Genomic DNA, 18,064 nt, shown 5'->3' with positions numbered 1-18,064 from the left:
ATCCAAGCGTCTCTGTCGTTTACGACAGGGGCGCTTTTTATTTTGCTGCTAGGTCAGCAGTTGGCCAAACGCTGAGGCCGATTGATTAAAAAATTCATTGGAAAAGGGGGATTTCACCGTGTTTAAAATGATCAAAGAAGATATAGATGTGGTCTTTGACCAGGATCCTTCAGCCAGAAGCGCTCTCGAAGTGATTCTTACTTATTCCGGGTTGCATGCCATTTGGTCTCATCGATTAGCACATGCATTCTACAAACGGAAATTTTATTTTATCGCGAGAGTCATTTCGCAAATTAGCCGCTTTTTCACGGGGATTGAGATCCACCCGGGAGCCAAGATAGGCAGGCGTTTCTTTATCGATCACGGGATGGGAGTCGTCATCGGGGAAACATGTGAAATTGGCGATAATGTAACAGTATTCCAGGGAGTCACACTTGGTGGAACGGGGAAGGAAAAAGGCAAACGACACCCGACAGTAAAAGACAATGCGCTGATCGCGACAGGTGCAAAGGTATTAGGTTCGATCACGATTGGAGAAAATTCTAAGGTGGGTGCTGGATCTGTCGTTCTCAAGGATGTCCCGCCAAATTCAACCGTTGTCGGAATACCAGGCAAAATCGTCATCCAGGATGGCGTCAGGATCAAAAAGGACCTGAATCACCGGGATTTGCCGGATCCTGTATCTGACAGATGCAAGGATATCGAGGAAGAGCTGTCTAGACTGAGAAAAGAACTGGAAGAAGCGAAGCAAGGAAGGGGCATGGGAAATGGGTATTAAAATCTATAACACATTAACTAGAAATAAAGACGAGTTTATCCCTCTAGAAGAGGGAAAAGTTAAAATGTATGTTTGCGGACCTACTGTCTATAACTACATTCATATTGGAAATGCCCGTCCGGCTATAGTATTCGATACAGTTCGGCGCTATCTGGAATTCCGTGGCTATGATGTTCGTTTTGTATCAAATTTTACAGATGTGGATGATAAGCTGATCAAGGCTGCAAACGAATTGGGTGAAGACGTTCCGGCAATCGCACAACGTTTCATCAATGCCTATTTTGAAGATGTTCACGCCCTTGGCTGCAAAAAAGCAGATGTTCATCCAAGGGTAACCGAAACGATGGACCTGATCATTGATTTTATCAGTGCATTGGTCGAGAAAGGCTTTGCATATGAATCAGGCGGTGACGTCTATTACCGCACGAAGAAATTCGATGAGTATGGGAAGCTTTCACACCAATCGATTGATGAATTGAAGGTAGGAGCAAGAATCCAGGTTGGTGAAAAGAAGCAGGATGCCCTCGATTTCGTGCTTTGGAAAACAGCGAAGGAAGGAGAAATCTCCTGGGAGAGCCCGTGGGGCAAAGGCCGTCCAGGCTGGCACATCGAATGCTCGGCTATGGCTCGGGAATATCTAGGGGATACAATCGATATCCATGCTGGCGGACAGGATTTAGCGTTCCCTCACCACGAAAATGAGATTGCCCAGTCAGAGGCTTTAACTGGCAAAACATTTGCCCGCTATTGGATGCACAATGGCTATATCAATATCGACAATGAAAAAATGTCAAAATCACTTGGCAATTTTGTCACAGTGCATGACATCATCAAAAAGCATGATCCACAAGTATTAAGATTCTTCATGCTTTCCGTGCATTACCGCAATCCGATTAACTACAGCGAAGAGCTGCTCGAAAATACAAAGGCTGCCTTTGAACGCTTGAAAACATCTTACCAGAATTTGAAACACCGTATGGAAGCCAGTGCAAACCTGACCGAGAATAATCAGGAATGGCTTGATAAAATTGCATCGCTCCATGAGCAATTCATCAAGGATATGGATGATGATTTCAATACGGCAAACGGGGTGTCAAACCTCTTTGAACTTTCCAAGTTATCGAATCTGTATTTGATGGAGAAAAATACTTCTGTAGAAGTAATAAAAGCATTCATGGATGAATTTGAAACACTCTTCGGTGTCCTTGGCCTGTCATTAAAGGACGAAGAACTGCTTGATGAAGAGATTGAAGCGCTGATCGAAAAGCGTACACAGGCCCGAAAAGACAGAGACTTCAAGCTTGCGGATGAGATTCGCGATCAGCTGAAGGAAATGAACATCATCATTGAAGATACTCCGCAAGGCATCAGATGGAAAAGAGGCTAGATGATGCTGCATTATGAACAAAAAGTGGATGAAAAACAATTGAACAGTCTTGCTCTAGCCTATATGGGTGATGCCGTATTTGAACTATATGTCCGGCATCACCTGCTGCAAAGCGGCAAGGTAAGGCCAAACCAGCTGCATAAAGAAGCGACAGCATATGTATCGGCAAAATCACAGGCAAAATTTCTCCATAAGCTGTTTGAAATGGAGGCTTTGTCCGAATCAGAAATAACGATTGTAAAAAGAGGACGCAATGCGAAATCAGGATCTGTCCCAAAAAACACCGATGTCCAAACTTACCGTTACAGCACAGCATTTGAGGCATTGATCGGTTCTCTGTATCTTGCAGGCAATGAGGAACGGATCGAAGAACTGATTACTACGGTATTTGCACTTGCTGAAGAATAGATGGGAGGAACATTCCACATGAGCCAGAAACAGAAACAGAGCCGGAACCCGAGACCGAATAAGAAACAGGAACCGTTCCAGGCCCAAAAACAGGACCGGAACCGCAGCACGAAAAAAACTCAGGAACAAAATCAGAAGCAAAGCCAGGAACGGGACAAGAAGCCATATCAAAAACAGGATGCATATAAAGGGCAGAGACCAGACAAGGGCACTAGGCAGAAGCATGACCAAAACCCAATTGAAACCCAGGACCCGAACCAGGATTACATTATCGGGAAAAACCCAGTCATTGAAGCGCTGAAATCTGAACGGGATATTAATAAAATCCTCATCGCTGAAGGTTCCCAGGGCGGACAAATGCAGCAGGTTATTGGGATGGCAAAGGAAGCAAATGTCATGGTCCAATTCGTTCCAAAGAAGAAAATAGACCAAATTGCCGATGGTATTCATCAAGGTGTTATTGCCCAGGTGGCAGCCTATGAATATGCGGAGATCGAGGATTTATTTGCAGCAGCAGAAAAGAAAAATGAGGCGCCGTTCTTTTTGCTTTTAGATGAAATTGAGGATCCTCATAACCTTGGATCGATCATGAGAACTGCGGATGCGTCAGGAGCTCATGGAATTATTATTCCAAAAAGAAGAGCGGTTGGCCTGACTGCAACGGTTGCCAAGGCCTCCACTGGAGCGATCGAGTATATACCGGTTGTGAGAGTGACGAATATGGCAAGGACAATCGATGAATTAAAAGAAAAAGGTGTCTGGATTGCCGGGACAGATGCTTCGGCGAAACAAGATTACCGAGATTTGGATGGGACACTGCCTCTTGGCCTCGTGATCGGCAGTGAAGGAAAAGGTATGGGCAGACTCATCCGCGATAAGTGTGATTTCCTGTTAAGTCTTCCGATGGTAGGGCAGGTAACGTCCTTGAACGCATCTGTAGCTGCATCGCTGCTGATGTATGAAGTATACCGTAAACGGCACCCGCTAGGGGAATAGGCATGGACATCCTGCTTGTTGACGGCTACAACATTATCGGTGCCTGGCCGGAATTGAACAGCTTGAAGAAGAAAGAGCTTTCTGCCGCCAGGGACCGGCTGGTGGAAATCATGGCTGAGTATCAAGCCTATACAGGCTATCGGGTTATCATTGTGTTCGACGCATATTTTGTTTCAGGGACACAAAAAAAATATCAAAACTACAAGGTTGAAGTCATTTTTACAAAAGAAAGTGAAACGGCTGATGAACGCATAGAGAAATTAGCAATCGCACTCAGCAACCGAAAAACGCAAATTCATGTAGCGACCTCGGATTTTACGGAGCAATGGGCGATTTTTGGACAAGGGGCTCTAAGGAAATCAGCAAGGGATCTGCTGACTGAGACAAACCTGATTGAGAAAAAAATAGAAAAAAGCGTGAAGATCATTCAAGAAAGAAAACCCAGTTCCAAGATACCGCTTACGGAAGAAGTGGCAGAAATTTTTGAAAAATGGCGCAGAGGAGAGCAATGACCTGTTGACGCCTTAAAAAAGCCTGCTGTATAATATTTCTATCTGTATGTGCGGGGCGGGGGGATCAAGATGAGTGCTGACATCGGTAATCGTTTGAATGAAGCCTATTTATTGTTAGAGGATGAAGAGATTGTAGAAGCGGTGCACAGAGGAGAAAGTGACGCGCTTGATTATCTGATTCACAAATACAGGAATTTTGTTCGGGCAAAGGCACGTTCCTACTTTTTGATTGGTGCCGACAAAGAGGATATCGTGCAAGAAGGAATGATCGGCTTATATAAGGCGATTCGTGACTTCCGAGAGGACAAGCTGACGTCTTTCAAGGCTTTTGCCGAGCTATGCATCACTCGTCAGATCATTACGGCAATCAAGACCGCCACGAGGCAAAAACATATTCCTTTGAATTCGTATGTTTCATTGGACAAGCCGATTTACGATGAGGAATCGGACAGGACACTGATGGATGTTTTATCTGGCGCGAAAGTGATGGACCCCGAGGAATTATTTATTAACCAGGAAGAATTTGACCAAATAGAAGTGAAAATGTCGGAGCTGCTGAGTGACCTGGAGAGAAAGGTTCTGGCCCTATATCTGGACGGACAATCCTATCAGGAAATTTCTGAAGAACTTAACAGGCATGTCAAATCAATTGATAACGCTCTCCAGAGAGTAAAGCGGAAGCTTGAGAGGTATCTTGAGCTGAGAGAGCTGTCAGTGTAGGCTGAATTGCCAAAAAATAGCCGCAAAACTGACTTTTAATCTCCCAACCACTTATTGACACAATCTAGCAGCCGTGTTACATTTTTAAAGATATAATAGATGGCTGTTCCGTAAGTATAGTTCCATAATGCTATCAGTCTGTATAGCATTAAATGTACGGTAAGAGCTAGTCAGCAGGTGTCGATATGAATAAAAAAGTGACTCTTGCTTGTGTAGAATGCGGCTCGCGAAATTATTCTACTACGAGCAATAAACAAACGCAAACAGAACGTTTGGAGCTGAAAAAGTACTGCAGCAATTGCGGTGCCCACACAGTTCATAAGGAAACTAAATAAGGTTTTCAGATAGATCATCATCATATGGAATTCCGATAAGTTGGAGGTTACAAAATGCAGCGCATCACTAATTTTTTCAGTGAAGTTGGACGTGAAATGAGAAAGGTCAGCTGGCCAAAGCGCAAAGAGCTGACTCGTTATACAATTACGGTTTTGTCTACTGTTGCTTTTGCTGCTCTTTTCTTTGCAGTGTTAGACCTTGGTATTTCTGAATTGATTCGCTTAATTCTTGAATAACCACTAAGCACTCATGGTATAATGGAGAATATAAAACGCAGGACAAGTTAAAAGCCCGGATAACGGGTTTTTTATTTGGTTGAAAAAATCGCATTCAGATTGTCTAGCCTCGGCTCGCGGCCGCTGCGCTTTTCTGTTCTGGCTGCAGTGTTTCGTTTAACGATGCGTCTATGCATTTTGAAGTGGGGAGGGACGGACGAATTAGTCCTCGATAATGGAAAAAAACTGGTATGTAGTTCATACTTACTCAGGTTACGAGAATAAGGTAAAGATGAATCTTGAAAAGCGTGTTGAAACAATGGGCATGCAAGATAAGATCTTCCGCGTGATCGTACCTGAAGAAGAAGAGACGGATTTCAAAAATGGCAAAAAGAAAGTAGTTAAACGCAAAACGTTCCCAGGGTATGTTCTGGTCGAATTGGTCATGACTGACGATTCATGGTATGTTGTGCGTAACACGCCGGGCGTAACAGGTTTTGTCGGCTCTGCAGGTGCAGGTTCAAAACCTACTCCGCTATTGGATGAGGAAGTAGCATTTATCCTTAAGCGCATGGGTGTTGAAGAAAAGAAGATTGACATCAACTTTGAGCTTGGTGAAACTGTCCAGGTCAGCGAAGGACCGTTCACTAACTTTACTGGCACAATCGAAGAGATCGACAAGGACAAAGCAAAGCTTAAAGTTCTCGTCAATATGTTTGGTCGTGACACACCAGTAGAGCTTGAATTTTCACAGATTCAAAAATTATAATTTGAAATAGCTTGAAATCAAATTCAAAAAGTGTTACTATTTCATAGGTCAGTATGTCTTGGACGATTGACAGATATATGTCAAGTTCTTTATTTTCATATAAAGACTTTTGTTATGAGTGGGAGGGGTAATCCCCTATTACCACATCACGGACTTTAAGGAGGTGTGTCTCGTGGCTAAAAAAGTAATTAAGATGGTTAAATTGCAAATCCCTGCTGGTAAAGCCAATCCGGCACCACCAGTTGGACCTGCACTAGGTCAAGCCGGTGTTAATATCATGGGATTCTGTAAGGAGTTCAACGCTCGTACAGCTGATCAAGCTGGATTAATCATTCCTGTTGAAATTACGGTTTTTGAAGACCGTTCATTTACATTTATTACGAAAACTCCTCCTGCTGCAGTTCTTTTGAAAGTAGCAGCTGGAATCCAGTCTGGTTCTGGTGAACCAAACCGTAATAAAGTAGCAACAGTTAAGCGTGATAAAGTACGTGAAATTGCTGAACAGAAAATGCCTGACCTTAACGCAGCTAGCGTTGAAGCAGCAATGCGCATGGTTGAAGGTACTGCTCGCAGCATGGGTATCACGATCGAAGACTAATTCTGCTACAGTAGATTGATGGGGTTGCGAAGCTGATGATGTCACTCGCAACCTTTTATCTGTCCGATATGGCGCTCCTGAAGCGCCTTTGCTTTTTCGTTGTTAGGCTGCTTGCCTTTCATCGTGGGAGGTTATTCCGTTAAAACCACAATTTAGGAGGAAATAAAAATGGCTAAAAAAGGCAAAAAGTATCTAGAAGCTGCTAAGCTTGTAGATCGCTCTCAAGCATATACAATCCAAGAAGCAGTTGAGCTTGCTAAAAAGACAAGCACTGTGAAATTCGATGCGACTGTTGAAGCTGCTTTCCGTTTGGGCGTAGACCCTAAGAAAGCTGACCAGCAAATCCGTGGAGCAGTTGTGCTTCCAAACGGAACTGGTAAAACTCAGCGCGTACTAGTATTCGCTAAAGGCGAAAAAATGAAAGAAGCAGAAGCTGCTGGCGCAGATTATGTTGGCGATGCAGAATACATCAACAAGATCCAGCAAGGCTGGTTCGACTTTGACGTAATCGTTGCTACACCAGACATGATGGGTGAAGTTGGTAAGCTTGGTCGCGTATTGGGACCTAAAGGCTTAATGCCAAACCCTAAGACAGGAACAGTTACTTTCGACGTAACGAAAGCTGTTAACGAAATCAAAGCTGGTAAAGTAGAATACCGCGTTGATAAGTCTGGTAACATCCACGTACCTATCGGAAAAGTTTCTTTCGAAGACCAAAAGCTTGTTGAAAACTTCAACACAATCTTCGAAACTATGATGAAGGTAAAGCCATCTGCAGCTAAAGGAACTTACATGAAGAACGTTACAGTTTCCACTACTATGGGACCTGGCGTAAAAGTAGATCCTTCAACTGTTAAATAATAGTATTTGACAATCTAAGAGGCATTCACTTATAATGTTTCTTGTTGTGATAATAAAATAACATTTGTACCGCAGACAGCAGGGGCTCTTAGCTTAATAACCTGCCGAGGTCATACGATAGAGCAACATCCTTTGCTATTGTATACTTCCTCCGTGTCTGTCTTGATGCGGAGGTTTTTATTTGAACGGTATGAATGACAAATCTACAGGAGGTGTAATGATGAGCAAAGTAATTGAAGTGAAAAAGCAAATCGTTGACGAGATTGCTGGCAAACTTAAAGAAAGCAAATCAACAGTAGTTGTTGATTACCGCGGACTTACAGTTTCTGAAGTTACTGAACTTCGTAAGCAACTTCGTGAAGCTGGCGTTGAATTCAAAGTTTATAAAAACTCTATGACACGCCGTGCTGCTGAAGCTGCTGAACTTGCTGACCTAAACACATCTTTAACAGGTCCTAACGCAATTGCGTTCAGTACTGAAGATGTAATAGCACCAGCTAAGATTCTTAGCGAATTCGCTAAGAAGCATGACGCTCTTGAAATCAAGGCGGGCGTGGTTGAAGGCAACATCGTTACAGTAGAAGAAATCAAGGCACTTGCAGACCTACCGTCTCGCGAAGGTCTACTTTCTATGCTACTCAGCGTACTTCAAGCACCAATTCGCAATCTTGCTCTTGCTGCAAAAGCAGTTGCGGATCAGAAAGAAGAACAAGGCGCGTAAGTTAATATTTACGGTTTAACAATAAAAAAAACTAACCAATATCAAGGAGGAAACAAATCATGACTAAAGAACAAATCATTGAAGCAGTTAAAAGCATGACTGTTTTAGAGCTTAACGACCTAGTAAAAGCAATCGAAGAAGAATTCGGCGTAACTGCTGCTGCTCCAGTAGCAATGATGGGCGGAGCTGGCGCTGCTGCTGTTGAAGAAAAAACTGAGTTTGACGTAATTCTTGCATCTGCTGGCGACCAGAAGATCAAGGTTATCAAAGTTGTTCGTGAAATCACTGGTCTTGGTCTTAAAGAAGCGAAGGAAGTTGTTGACAACGCTCCTAAAGCTCTTAAAGAAGGCGTTTCTAAAGAAGAAGCTGAAGAAATCAAAGCTAAGCTTGAAGAAGTTGGAGCTAACGTCGAAGTTAAGTAATCAACCTTACAATAAAAAGCTCGCTGCTAAAGCGAGCTTTTTTTTTCGCGTTTAGTCTTTAGGTTTGTTGTAGATTAAGCACTGTGTTTGGAGCGGAAATCAACAGCCTGTTGGACATAACCTTAAGTTAAATTGAAGAACCTGTTTAATTTTTTATTTCTGCTTTTTTGCTTTTTGATTTTAAATATTTTATAATACCGCAGTAGCAATGCAATCCGCGATCGCATTCTTCAATTGATCCCCGTGGAGGTGAAAGATTTTGACTGAACATTATTACTCCCGCAAACCCAGTACAGAAAGCAATCCTGTAAAATGGCAAAGTGATTTAAAAGGAAGCACCTTCCGTTTTAAGACGGACAGCGGCGTTTTTTCTAAAAAAGAAGTCGACTTTGGTTCCCGGTTATTAATAGATACTTTTGAGCTGAATGCAGATGCTGGTTTCATTCTGGATGTTGGCTGCGGGTATGGACCAATCGGCCTTTCGGTTGCGAAGGCGTATCCAGATGCAATGGTTCACATGGTGGATGTAAATGAAAGGGCGATTACGCTTGCTAAGGAAAATGCAGCGGAAAATAAAGTAGATAATGTGAAAATCTATGAAAGTGACCGCCTTTTAGGAGTGGAAGAGAAAGGTTTTAACGCAATCCTTACAAACCCTCCGATCCGTGCCGGGAAAAAGGTAGTACATGATATTTTTGAACAAAGCTTCCTTCATTTAACTGATGGCGGTGAGCTTTGGGTGGTTATCCAAAAGAAACAGGGTGCACCTTCCGCGATGGAAAAAATGAAAGAATTATTTGGTGAAGCTGAAGTAGTGGCAAAAAGTAAAGGTTACTTTATTCTCAAATCTGTAAAATGTTGACGCGAGAAAACCGCTATGTTAATATTATAAAATGCCAATATATTAGTTTCCTTTCGTCTGCTAATTTCATCGAAAAGTTGTATAATTTTGGGCATTAAGGGAAAACTAACAAAATAATTGTTCGTTGCAGGAAATGTGGTTTTTAGGTGAAAACCCTTTTTCTTTTTGTCTTTTGAAATGGAGGTAACTTCATGGACAAGACAGGGATAGATGAATAATAACGCTTGATTTGAGGGGTGAATCAGTTGACAGGTCAACTAGTTCAGTATGGACGACACCGCCAACGTAGAAGTTATGCTCGCATCAGTGAAGTTTTGGAATTGCCGAATTTAATAGAAATTCAAACCTCTTCCTATCAGTGGTTTCTTGATGAGGGCCTCCGGGAAATGTTCCAAGACATTTCACCGATTGAAGACTTTACTGGTAACTTATCGCTAGAGTTTATCGATTACAGTCTTGGCGAACCGAAATATCCAGTGGAAGAATCTAAAGAAAGAGACGTCACTTACTCCGCTCCATTAAGAGTAAAGGTCCGCCTTGTTAATAAGGAAACGGGTGAAGTAAAGGACCAGGATGTCTTTATGGGCGATTTCCCGCTTATGACAGAAACTGGAACGTTTGTGATCAATGGTGCTGAAAGGGTTATCGTTTCCCAGCTAGTGCGTTCACCGAGCGTATACTACAGTGGGAAGCTGGATAAGAACGGAAAAAAGGGATTCTCCGCAACCGTTATTCCAAACCGCGGCGCTTGGCTTGAATATGAAACAGACGCCAAGGATGTTGTATATGTAAGGATAGATCGTACGAGGAAACTCCCTGTTACGGTTCTTTTGCGTGCATTAGGGTTCGGTTCTGATCAAGAAATCATTGATTTGATCGGTGATAACGAATATATCCGAAACACACTTGAAAAAGACAATACGGAAAGCACGGAAAAAGCGCTTCTGGAAATCTATGAGCGTCTACGTCCTGGCGAACCGCCTACAGTTGACAATGCAAAGAGCCTTCTGGTATCAAGATTTTTTGATCCAAAGCGCTATGACCTTGCAAATGTAGGGCGTTATAAAATTAATAAAAAGCTTCATATTAAAAACCGTCTATTCGGGCAAAAGCTTGCTGAAACATTAGCAGATCCTGAAACAGGTGAGATCATTGCTGAAAAAGGCGTGACATTGGACCGCCGTACTTTGGATAAGATCATTCCTGCATTAGAGAAGAATGTTGGCTTCAAGAATTTCAGCCCATATGGCGGCGTGGTTGAAGAGGATGTAACTCTGCAATCTATTAAGATTTATTCACCAAATGATGAAGGTGAGAAAGAGATCAGTGTACTGGGAAACGCATATGTTCCTGAGCCGATCAAAAACATCACGCCTGCTGACATCATTTCTTCCATCAGCTATTTCTTCAACTTGCTGCATGGAGTTGGTGATACGGATGATATCGACCACCTAGGTAACAGACGTCTTCGTTCTGTAGGTGAATTGCTTCAGAATCAATTCAGGATTGGTCTATCCCGTATGGAGCGTGTAGTCCGAGAAAGAATGTCCATCCAGGACACTAACACAATTACACCGCAGCAATTGATCAATATCCGTCCGGTTATCGCGTCCATTAAAGAATTCTTTGGAAGCTCTCAGCTTTCACAGTTCATGGACCAGACAAACCCGCTGGCTGAATTAACACATAAAAGGCGTCTTTCTGCATTGGGACCTGGTGGTCTTACACGTGAACGTGCTGGATTCGAAGTGCGTGACGTTCACTACTCCCACTATGGCCGTATGTGCCCGATTGAAACGCCGGAAGGTCCGAACATCGGTTTGATCAACTCACTTTCCAGCTTTGCGAAGGTTAACCGCTTTGGTTTCATTGAGACTCCATACCGCCGTGTTGATCCTGAAACAGGAAAAGTGACAACTCACTTTGATTACTTAACAGCTGATGAAGAAGACAACTACGTTGTTGCACAGGCGAATGCGCGCCTAGCTGAAGACGGCTCTTTCATTGATGAAGAAGTTATTGCCCGTTTCCGTGGTGAAAACACTGTCGTCAAACGTGACCGCGTCGATTACATGGACGTATCACCGAAGCAGGTTGTATCCGCAGCGACTGCATGTATTCCGTTCTTGGAAAACGATGACTCCAACCGTGCGCTAATGGGTGCGAACATGCAACGTCAGGCTGTTCCGTTAATGCAGCCGGAAGCACCAATCGTAGGTACGGGAATGGAGCACGTGAATGCAAAGGATTCCGGTGCTGCAGTAATCTGTAAGCATGAAGGAATTGTAGAACACGTTGAAGCGCGTCAAGTATGGGTTCGCCGTGTGACTGAAGTAGACGGTCAGGAAGTTAAGGGTGACCTTGATAAATACCGTATGCTTAAGTTCATCCGTTCTAACCAGGGTACTTGTTATAACCAGCGCCCAATCGTAAGCCTTGGTGACCGTGTAGTGAAAGGAGAAATCCTTGCTGACGGACCATCAATGGAAAAAGGTGAACTGGCACTTGGACGTAACGTTCTTGTCGGATTCATGACATGGAATGGCTATAACTATGAGGATGCCATCATCATGAGTGAGCGCCTTGTTAAAGACGATGTCTATACATCGATCCATATAGAAGAATATGAATCAGAGTCCCGTGATACAAAGCTTGGACCTGAAGAAATCACACGTGATATTCCTAACGTCGGGGAAGATGCTTTAAGAAATCTTGACGAGCGCGGAATCATCCGTGTTGGTGCCGAAGTAAAAGACGGTGACCTTCTTGTTGGTAAGGTAACACCTAAAGGGGTTACTGAATTGACAGCTGAAGAAAGACTTCTTCACGCAATCTTCGGTGAAAAAGCAAGGGAAGTCCGTGATACTTCATTGCGCGTTCCACACGGCGGCGGCGGGATTGTCCTTGACGTCAAAGTGTTTAACCGCGAAGATGGCGATGAACTTCCTCCGGGCGTAAACCAGCTAGTGCGTGCTTACATCGTTCAGAAACGTAAGATTTCTGAAGGTGATAAGATGGCTGGACGTCACGGTAATAAAGGGGTTATCTCAAAAATCCTTCCAGAAGAAGATATGCCTTATCTTCCGGATGGTACACCAGTCGATATCATGCTTAACCCACTAGGGGTACCTTCACGTATGAATATCGGTCAGGTGCTTGAACTCCACCTTGGTATGGCTGCTCGCTACCTGGGAATCCATGTTGCTTCTCCTGTATTTGACGGTGCCCGTGAGGAAGACGTATGGGCGACGATTCAGGAAGCTGGCATGGCTCGTGATGCGAAAACTATCCTATACGATGGACGTACAGGAGAACCTTTCGATAACCGTGTATCTGTCGGTGTCATGTATATGATCAAGCTTGCTCACATGGTAGACGATAAGCTTCATGCTCGTTCTACTGGACCATACTCACTTGTTACGCAGCAGCCACTTGGCGGTAAAGCCCAGTTCGGCGGACAGCGTTTCGGGGAGATGGAGGTATGGGCGCTTGAAGCATACGGCGCTGCTTACACATTGCAGGAAATTCTAACCGTCAAATCCGATGATGTTGTCGGACGTGTTAAAACATACGAGGCAATTGTAAAAGGTGAAAACGTACCTGAACCAGGTGTTCCTGAGTCATTCAAGGTATTGATGAAAGAACTTCAGAGTCTTGGTATGGACGTTAAGATCCTGTCAGGCGATGAAAAAGAAATCGAAATGCGCGACTTCGATGAAGACGAAGAACTGCAGCACGCTGAAACATTGACAATTGCTCCAGAACCAGAAGAAATGGATTCTGAAAAAGTAGGAATGAAAGAATAGGTCCATCTAATTGGCACACGTGTACAAACAGTTGAATAACAGTATTGTCCACGTGTGTTCCTTTTTGGATGGCCATAAGGGTAAAACCCTAGATTAAAAGGGAGGTAGGCCCCTTGCTAGATGTTAATAATTTTGAGTACATGAAAATTGGCCTCGCTTCGCCAGACAAGATCCGTTCATGGTCTTTCGGTGAGGTTAAGAAGCCAGAAACAATCAACTACCGTACTTTAAAGCCCGAAAAAGATGGCTTATTCTGTGAGCGTATCTTCGGACCAACAAAAGACTGGGAATGTCATTGTGGGAAGTACAAGAGAGTTCGCTATAAAGGTGTAGTCTGTGACCGATGCGGTGTTGAAGTAACACGTGCTAAAGTCCGTCGTGAAAGAATGGGTCACATCGAGCTTGCTGCTCCTGTTTCTCACATTTGGTATTTTAAAGGTATTCCTAGCCGCATGGGACTTGTTCTTGACATGTCTCCTCGTGCACTTGAAGAAGTTATTTACTTTGCATCATACGTAGTAACGGAAACGGGTGACACTGCTCTTGAGAAGAAGCAGCTGTTATCAGAGAAAGAATTCCGTGCCTACCGTGAAAAATACGGTAACAAATTCCAGGCATCCATGGGTGCTGAAGCAATCAAAAAGCTTCTTTCAGATATCGACCTTGATAAAGAGGCTGATATGTTAAAAGAAGAATTAAGAACTGCTCAAGGGCAGCGTCGTACTCGTGCGATCAAGCGCCTTGAAGTAGTAGAAGCATTCCGCGGATCAGGAAACGAACCATCTTGGATGATCCTTGATGTCCTTCCTGTTATCCCGCCAGAGCTTCGTCCGATGGTGCAGTTAGATGGAGGGCGTTTCGCGACATCCGACCTGAATGACCTATACCGTCGTGTAATCAACCGTAACAACCGTTTAAAGCGTCTTCTTGACCTTGGTGCTCCTAGCATCATCGTACAGAATGAAAAGCGCATGCTTCAGGAAGCTGTTGACGCGCTGATTGATAATGGCCGCCGCGGCCGTCCGGTAACAGGACCAGGTAACCGTCCTTTGAAATCACTTTCGCATATGCTCAAGGGTAAGCAAGGTCGTTTCCGTCAAAACCTTCTTGGTAAGCGTGTTGACTACTCTGGCCGTTCCGTTATCGTTGTAGGTCCAAACCTGCAAATGTACCAATGTGGACTTCCTAAGGAAATGGCTCTTGAATTGTTCAAGCCTTTCGTTATGAAAGAATTAGTACAAAAAGGTCTAGCACATAACATTAAGTCTGCTAAACGTAAAATTGAGCGCGTAAGCCCTGAGGTTTGGGATGTTCTTGAAGATGTAATCAGAGAGCACCCAGTACTCCTTAACCGTGCCCCAACTCTTCACCGATTGGGAATCCAGGCGTTTGAGCCGACGTTAGTAGAAGGACGCGCAATCCGCCTTCACCCGCTCGTATGTACAGCTTATAACGCTGACTTTGACGGTGACCAGATGGCTGTTCACGTTCCGCTATCCGCTGAAGCTCAAGCAGAAGCACGATTACTGATGCTTGCTGCCCAGAACATCCTTAACCCGAAAGACGGAAAGCCAGTTGTTACTCCATCCCAGGACATGGTTTTAGGTAACTACTACCTGACATTGGAAAGAGAAGGCGCCGTTGGGGAAGGTATGGTCTTCAAGGATACGAATGAAGCATTGATTGCATACCAAAATGGCTATGTTCATCTTCATACACGTGTTGCCGTTGCCGCTGCATCTCTTGGCAACCAGACATTCACTGAAGAGCAAAATGGCCAGCTCTTGATCACGACTGTTGGTAAGCTGATTTTCAACGAAATCCTTCCGGCATCGTTCCCTTATATCAATGAGCCTTCAAAGCAAAACCTTGAGGAGAAAACTCCTGAGAAATATTTTGTTGAAAAAGGCGCAGATATTAAGGAAGTTATCAAAGGTATGCCATTGGTAGATCCTTTCAAGAAGAAGATTCTTGGAAACATCATTGCTGAAGTCTTCAAACGCTTCAAAATCACAGAAACATCAAAAATGCTTGACCGTATGAAAGGCCTTGGCTTCCAATACTCCACTAAAGCGGGTATTACGGTTGGTGTGGCTGATATCGTGGTTCTTAAAGAAAAGCAAGAGATTATCGCTGATGGGCAAACAAAAGTTGATAATGTTCTAAAACAGTTCAGACGCGGTTTAATTACCGAGGATGAACGTTATGACCGAGTAATTTCAATTTGGAGTGCGGCTAAGGATGTCATCCAGGCCAAACTGATGAAATCACTTGATAACTCAAACCCAATCTTCATGATGAGTGACTCTGGAGCCCGTGGTAACGCGTCCAACTTCACTCAGCTTGCTGGTATGCGTGGTCTGATGGCCAACCCGGCTGGACGAATTATTGAATTGCCAATCAAATCAAGTTTCCGTGAAGGTCTAACAGTATTGGAATACTTTATTTCCACTCACGGTGCTCGTAAAGGTCTGGCGGATACAGCGCTTAAGACGGCTGACTCAGGTTACCTTACTCGCCGACTTGTAGATGTTGCCCAGGATGTGATCGTCCGCGAAGACGATTGCGGAACAGATAGAGGCCTGTTCATTAAGTCTCTTAAAGATGGCACTGAAGTAATTGAACCTCTAGACGAGCGTTTAATTGGCCGTTATGCAAGAAAGGCAATCAAGCATCCTGAAACGAAGGCTGTGATTGTCCCTGAAAACGGCTTGATTACTGAAGACCTGGCAGTTGAAGTTGTTGAAGCAGGAATCGAAGAAGTGTGGATTCGTTCTGCATTCACATGTAATACTCGCCACGGCGTATGTAAGAAATGTTATGGACGCAACCTAGCTACTGGCCAGGAAGTCGAAGTGGGCGAAGCAGTCGGCATCATCGCTGCCCAGTCTATTGGAGAACCTGGTACACAGCTTACGATGCGTACATTCCATACCGGCGGTGTTGCAGGAGACGATATCACACAAGGTCTTCCGCGTATCCAGGAATTGTTTGAAGCACGTAACCCTAAAGGGCAAGCGATTATCACTGAACTTGAAGGTGTCGTAGTTGGCATCAACGAGGGCAAAGACCGCCAGCAGGAGATTGTTGTCCAGGGTGAAATTGAAAGCCGCACATACACGGCTCCATATACTGCACGTTTGAAGGTTGCTGTAAATGACCATGTAGCACGCGGACAAGAGCTTACTGAAGGTTCAATCGACCCTAAGGAACTCTTGAGAGTCAAAGATGTTCAATCCGTGCAGGAATACCTATTGAAGGAAGTACAAAAGGTATACCGTATGCAGGGTGTTGAAATCGGCGATAAGCACGTAGAAGTAATGGTTCGCCAAATGATGCGCAAGGTAAGGGTAATCGATGCAGGTGAAACGGATGTATTGCCAGGCACATTGCTTGAAATCCATCAGTTCACTGATGCAAACCGCAAAGCCCTTCTTGAAGGCAAATTGCCGGCAACAGGACGTCCGGTGCTGCTTGGTATCACTAAAGCATCACTTGAGACTGATTCATTCTTGTCTGCAGCTTCCTTCCAGGAGACAACAAGAGTGCTTACAGATGCTGCGATCAAAGGCAAGCGCGATGAGCTTCTTGGCTTGAAGGAAAATGTTATCATCGGTAAATTGGTTCCAGCGGGAACAGGTATGCAGCGCTACAGAAGAGCTGAACCGATCGTAATGGAAGAAGAGAATGCCGAAGATGCAATTACTGTAGAGTAAATTTATTCATACGCGGTGCTTTCTATTAAGATAGGAAGTACCGCGTTTTTAAAGTAAAATGAATAAAGAATGATTGTTATGTTAAAAAAACTTTAGGAATGATGTTGACATCATTCAATACGAATGTTATTATTTCAAAGGTGCTCCTATTTACCTGTCACTTTGGAGGATATTATGTCTTATGATAAAGTAGCGCAGGCTAATAAGATAATAGTAGGATCAAAGCAAACAGTTAAAGCCCTAAAGGCAGGCGAAGTAATGGAACTGGTAATTGCAAAGGATGCAGACGCGAAAGTGACGGCAGAACTATTGCGTACAGCCAGGGAAATGAAAACCGCCATCACCTATGTCGACTCTATGAAAAAATTAGGTAAGGCATGCGGTATTGCAGTTAGTGCTGCGGCTGTAGCGATAAACAAGTAAAAACTGTTTTTGTAGGAAAACCTGCAAGAACTTTGTTTTTTGTTTTAAAATGAACCACCTGGATGTGTGGGCTTACAAAAAAAGTGAAGGGAGGAAAAAATCATGCCTACAATTAACCAATTAGTGCGCAAGCCACGTAGCTCAAAAGAGGAGAAGTCAAAATCTCCTGCGCTTAACAAAGGTTATAACAGCTTCAAAAAAGCACAAACAAACGTTTCATCTCCACAAAAGCGTGGTGTATGTACTCGTGTTGGTACAATGACTCCGAAGAAACCAAACTCAGCGTTGCGTAAATACGCTCGTGTACGTTTGACTAACGGAATTGAGGTAACAGCTTATATCCCTGGTATCGGGCACAACCTTCAAGAGCACAGTGTTGTTCTTATCCGCGGAGGACGTGTAAAGGACTTACCGGGTGTGCGTTATCACATCGTTCGTGGTGCTCTTGATACTGCTGGTGTAAACAACCGTATGCAGGGCCGTTCAAAGTACGGTACTAAGAGACCGAAAGCAGCAAAGAAATAATAAAACAAA

The 18,064-nt window shown here is 43.8% G+C and carries 18 protein-coding genes and 2 other annotated features (1 of these 20 only partly in view); all 18 genes read left to right on the top strand.

Annotated features, from left to right (window positions below; all coding sequences use genetic code 11):
* Positions 1-17: a binding site (T-box leader), on the top strand; it begins 219 nt to the left of the window's first position.
* A gap of 110 nt (positions 18-127) precedes the next feature.
* The 18 genes from cysE (at position 128) to rpsL (ending at position 18,055) form a co-directional block, all read left to right on the top strand.
* Positions 128-778, top strand: a complete 651-nt coding sequence (gene cysE / locus V7201_RS10585) for a serine O-acetyltransferase (protein WP_335376710.1) — start codon at positions 128-130, stop codon at positions 776-778.
* Positions 768-2,165: a cysteine--tRNA ligase gene (cysS, locus tag V7201_RS10580; protein ID WP_335376695.1), complete on the top strand. Its 1,398-nt coding sequence runs from the start codon at positions 768-770 to the stop codon at positions 2,163-2,165. Before cysE ends, cysS begins: the two co-directional genes overlap by 11 nt.
* A gap of 3 nt (positions 2,166-2,168) precedes the next feature.
* Positions 2,169-2,573 carry a Mini-ribonuclease 3 gene (locus V7201_RS10575; protein WP_335376709.1) on the top strand — a complete coding sequence of 135 codons (405 nt, stop codon included), beginning with the start codon at positions 2,169-2,171 and terminating at the stop codon, positions 2,571-2,573.
* A gap of 237 nt (positions 2,574-2,810) precedes the next feature.
* A complete protein-coding gene (gene rlmB, locus V7201_RS10570; RefSeq protein WP_335376708.1) occupies positions 2,811-3,569 on the top strand; it encodes a 23S rRNA (guanosine(2251)-2'-O)-methyltransferase RlmB in 759 nt (252 codons plus the stop codon).
* A gap of 2 nt (positions 3,570-3,571) precedes the next feature.
* Positions 3,572-4,081 carry an NYN domain-containing protein gene (locus V7201_RS10565; protein WP_335376694.1) on the top strand — a complete coding sequence of 170 codons (510 nt, stop codon included), beginning with the start codon at positions 3,572-3,574 and terminating at the stop codon, positions 4,079-4,081.
* Between the two features lie 69 nt (positions 4,082-4,150).
* The gene (gene sigH, locus V7201_RS10560; protein ID WP_335376693.1) at positions 4,151-4,801 is read left to right on the top strand and encodes an RNA polymerase sporulation sigma factor SigH; all 651 of its coding nucleotides are present in this window, start codon (positions 4,151-4,153) and stop codon (positions 4,799-4,801) included.
* A gap of 185 nt (positions 4,802-4,986) precedes the next feature.
* Positions 4,987-5,136, top strand: coding sequence for a 50S ribosomal protein L33 (gene rpmG / locus V7201_RS10555; protein WP_207503092.1), 150 nt, complete (start codon positions 4,987-4,989; stop codon positions 5,134-5,136).
* Positions 5,137-5,190: 54 nt separating this feature from the next.
* Positions 5,191-5,373: a preprotein translocase subunit SecE gene (gene secE / locus V7201_RS10550; protein WP_207503091.1), complete on the top strand. Its 183-nt coding sequence runs from the start codon at positions 5,191-5,193 to the stop codon at positions 5,371-5,373.
* A gap of 214 nt (positions 5,374-5,587) precedes the next feature.
* A complete protein-coding gene (nusG, locus tag V7201_RS10545) occupies positions 5,588-6,121 on the top strand; it encodes a transcription termination/antitermination protein NusG (RefSeq protein ID WP_335376692.1) in 534 nt (177 codons plus the stop codon).
* A 172-nt stretch (positions 6,122-6,293) separates the two neighbouring features.
* Positions 6,294-6,719, top strand: a complete 426-nt coding sequence (rplK, locus tag V7201_RS10540) for a 50S ribosomal protein L11 (RefSeq protein ID WP_023626445.1) — start codon at positions 6,294-6,296, stop codon at positions 6,717-6,719.
* Between the two features lie 168 nt (positions 6,720-6,887).
* Entirely contained in the window at positions 6,888-7,580 is a 693-nt protein-coding gene (gene rplA / locus V7201_RS10535) for a 50S ribosomal protein L1 (RefSeq protein ID WP_207503090.1), read from the top strand.
* Between the two features lie 51 nt (positions 7,581-7,631).
* Positions 7,632-7,769 (top strand) — a sequence feature (ribosomal protein L10 leader region).
* Between the two features lie 31 nt (positions 7,770-7,800).
* A complete protein-coding gene (gene rplJ, locus V7201_RS10530; protein WP_335376707.1) occupies positions 7,801-8,301 on the top strand; it encodes a 50S ribosomal protein L10 in 501 nt (166 codons plus the stop codon).
* A 59-nt stretch (positions 8,302-8,360) separates the two neighbouring features.
* Entirely contained in the window at positions 8,361-8,723 is a 363-nt protein-coding gene (gene rplL, locus V7201_RS10525; RefSeq protein WP_335376691.1) for a 50S ribosomal protein L7/L12, read from the top strand.
* A 259-nt stretch (positions 8,724-8,982) separates the two neighbouring features.
* Positions 8,983-9,585, top strand: a complete 603-nt coding sequence (locus V7201_RS10520; RefSeq protein ID WP_335376690.1) for a class I SAM-dependent methyltransferase — start codon at positions 8,983-8,985, stop codon at positions 9,583-9,585.
* 245 nt (positions 9,586-9,830) lie between these two features.
* Positions 9,831-13,391, top strand: a complete 3,561-nt coding sequence (rpoB, locus tag V7201_RS10515) for a DNA-directed RNA polymerase subunit beta (RefSeq protein ID WP_335376689.1) — start codon at positions 9,831-9,833, stop codon at positions 13,389-13,391.
* Positions 13,392-13,504: 113 nt separating this feature from the next.
* The gene (gene rpoC / locus V7201_RS10510) at positions 13,505-17,107 is read left to right on the top strand and encodes a DNA-directed RNA polymerase subunit beta' (RefSeq protein WP_335376688.1); all 3,603 of its coding nucleotides are present in this window, start codon (positions 13,505-13,507) and stop codon (positions 17,105-17,107) included.
* A 174-nt stretch (positions 17,108-17,281) separates the two neighbouring features.
* Entirely contained in the window at positions 17,282-17,530 is a 249-nt protein-coding gene (locus V7201_RS10505; RefSeq protein WP_335376687.1) for a 50S ribosomal protein L7ae-like protein, read from the top strand.
* A 102-nt stretch (positions 17,531-17,632) separates the two neighbouring features.
* The gene (rpsL, locus tag V7201_RS10500) at positions 17,633-18,055 is read left to right on the top strand and encodes a 30S ribosomal protein S12 (RefSeq protein WP_023626436.1); all 423 of its coding nucleotides are present in this window, start codon (positions 17,633-17,635) and stop codon (positions 18,053-18,055) included.
* Positions 18,056-18,064: the final 9 nt, after the last annotated feature.

The organism is Bacillus sp. JJ1122, assembly GCF_036964885.1.
Lineage (GTDB): Bacteria > Bacillota > Bacilli > Bacillales > Cytobacillaceae > Mesobacillus.
The sequence above is the reverse complement of the archived record's forward strand: the minus strand, read 5'-3'. Positions and strand labels throughout refer to the sequence as shown.

What these genes read in the sequence shown, in the direction of transcription:
- cysE (WP_335376710.1), top strand. Translation starts at nt 128, where the DNA reads ATGATCAAAGAAGATATAGATGTGGTCTTTGACCAGGATCCTTCAGCC.
- cysS (WP_335376695.1), top strand. Translation starts at nt 768, where the DNA reads ATGGGTATTAAAATCTATAACACATTAACTAGAAATAAAGACGAGTTT.
- V7201_RS10575 (WP_335376709.1), top strand. Translation starts at nt 2,169, where the DNA reads ATGCTGCATTATGAACAAAAAGTGGATGAAAAACAATTGAACAGTCTT.
- V7201_RS10565 (WP_335376694.1), top strand. Translation starts at nt 3,572, where the DNA reads ATGGACATCCTGCTTGTTGACGGCTACAACATTATCGGTGCCTGGCCG.
- sigH (WP_335376693.1), top strand. Translation starts at nt 4,151, where the DNA reads ATGAGTGCTGACATCGGTAATCGTTTGAATGAAGCCTATTTATTGTTA.
- rpmG (WP_207503092.1), top strand. Translation starts at nt 4,987, where the DNA reads ATGAATAAAAAAGTGACTCTTGCTTGTGTAGAATGCGGCTCGCGAAAT.
- secE (WP_207503091.1), top strand. Translation starts at nt 5,191, where the DNA reads ATGCAGCGCATCACTAATTTTTTCAGTGAAGTTGGACGTGAAATGAGA.
- nusG (WP_335376692.1), top strand. Translation starts at nt 5,588, where the DNA reads ATGGAAAAAAACTGGTATGTAGTTCATACTTACTCAGGTTACGAGAAT.
- rplA (WP_207503090.1), top strand. Translation starts at nt 6,888, where the DNA reads ATGGCTAAAAAAGGCAAAAAGTATCTAGAAGCTGCTAAGCTTGTAGAT.
- rplJ (WP_335376707.1), top strand. Translation starts at nt 7,801, where the DNA reads ATGAGCAAAGTAATTGAAGTGAAAAAGCAAATCGTTGACGAGATTGCT.
- rplL (WP_335376691.1), top strand. Translation starts at nt 8,361, where the DNA reads ATGACTAAAGAACAAATCATTGAAGCAGTTAAAAGCATGACTGTTTTA.
- V7201_RS10505 (WP_335376687.1), top strand. Translation starts at nt 17,282, where the DNA reads ATGTCTTATGATAAAGTAGCGCAGGCTAATAAGATAATAGTAGGATCA.
- rpsL (WP_023626436.1), top strand. Translation starts at nt 17,633, where the DNA reads ATGCCTACAATTAACCAATTAGTGCGCAAGCCACGTAGCTCAAAAGAG.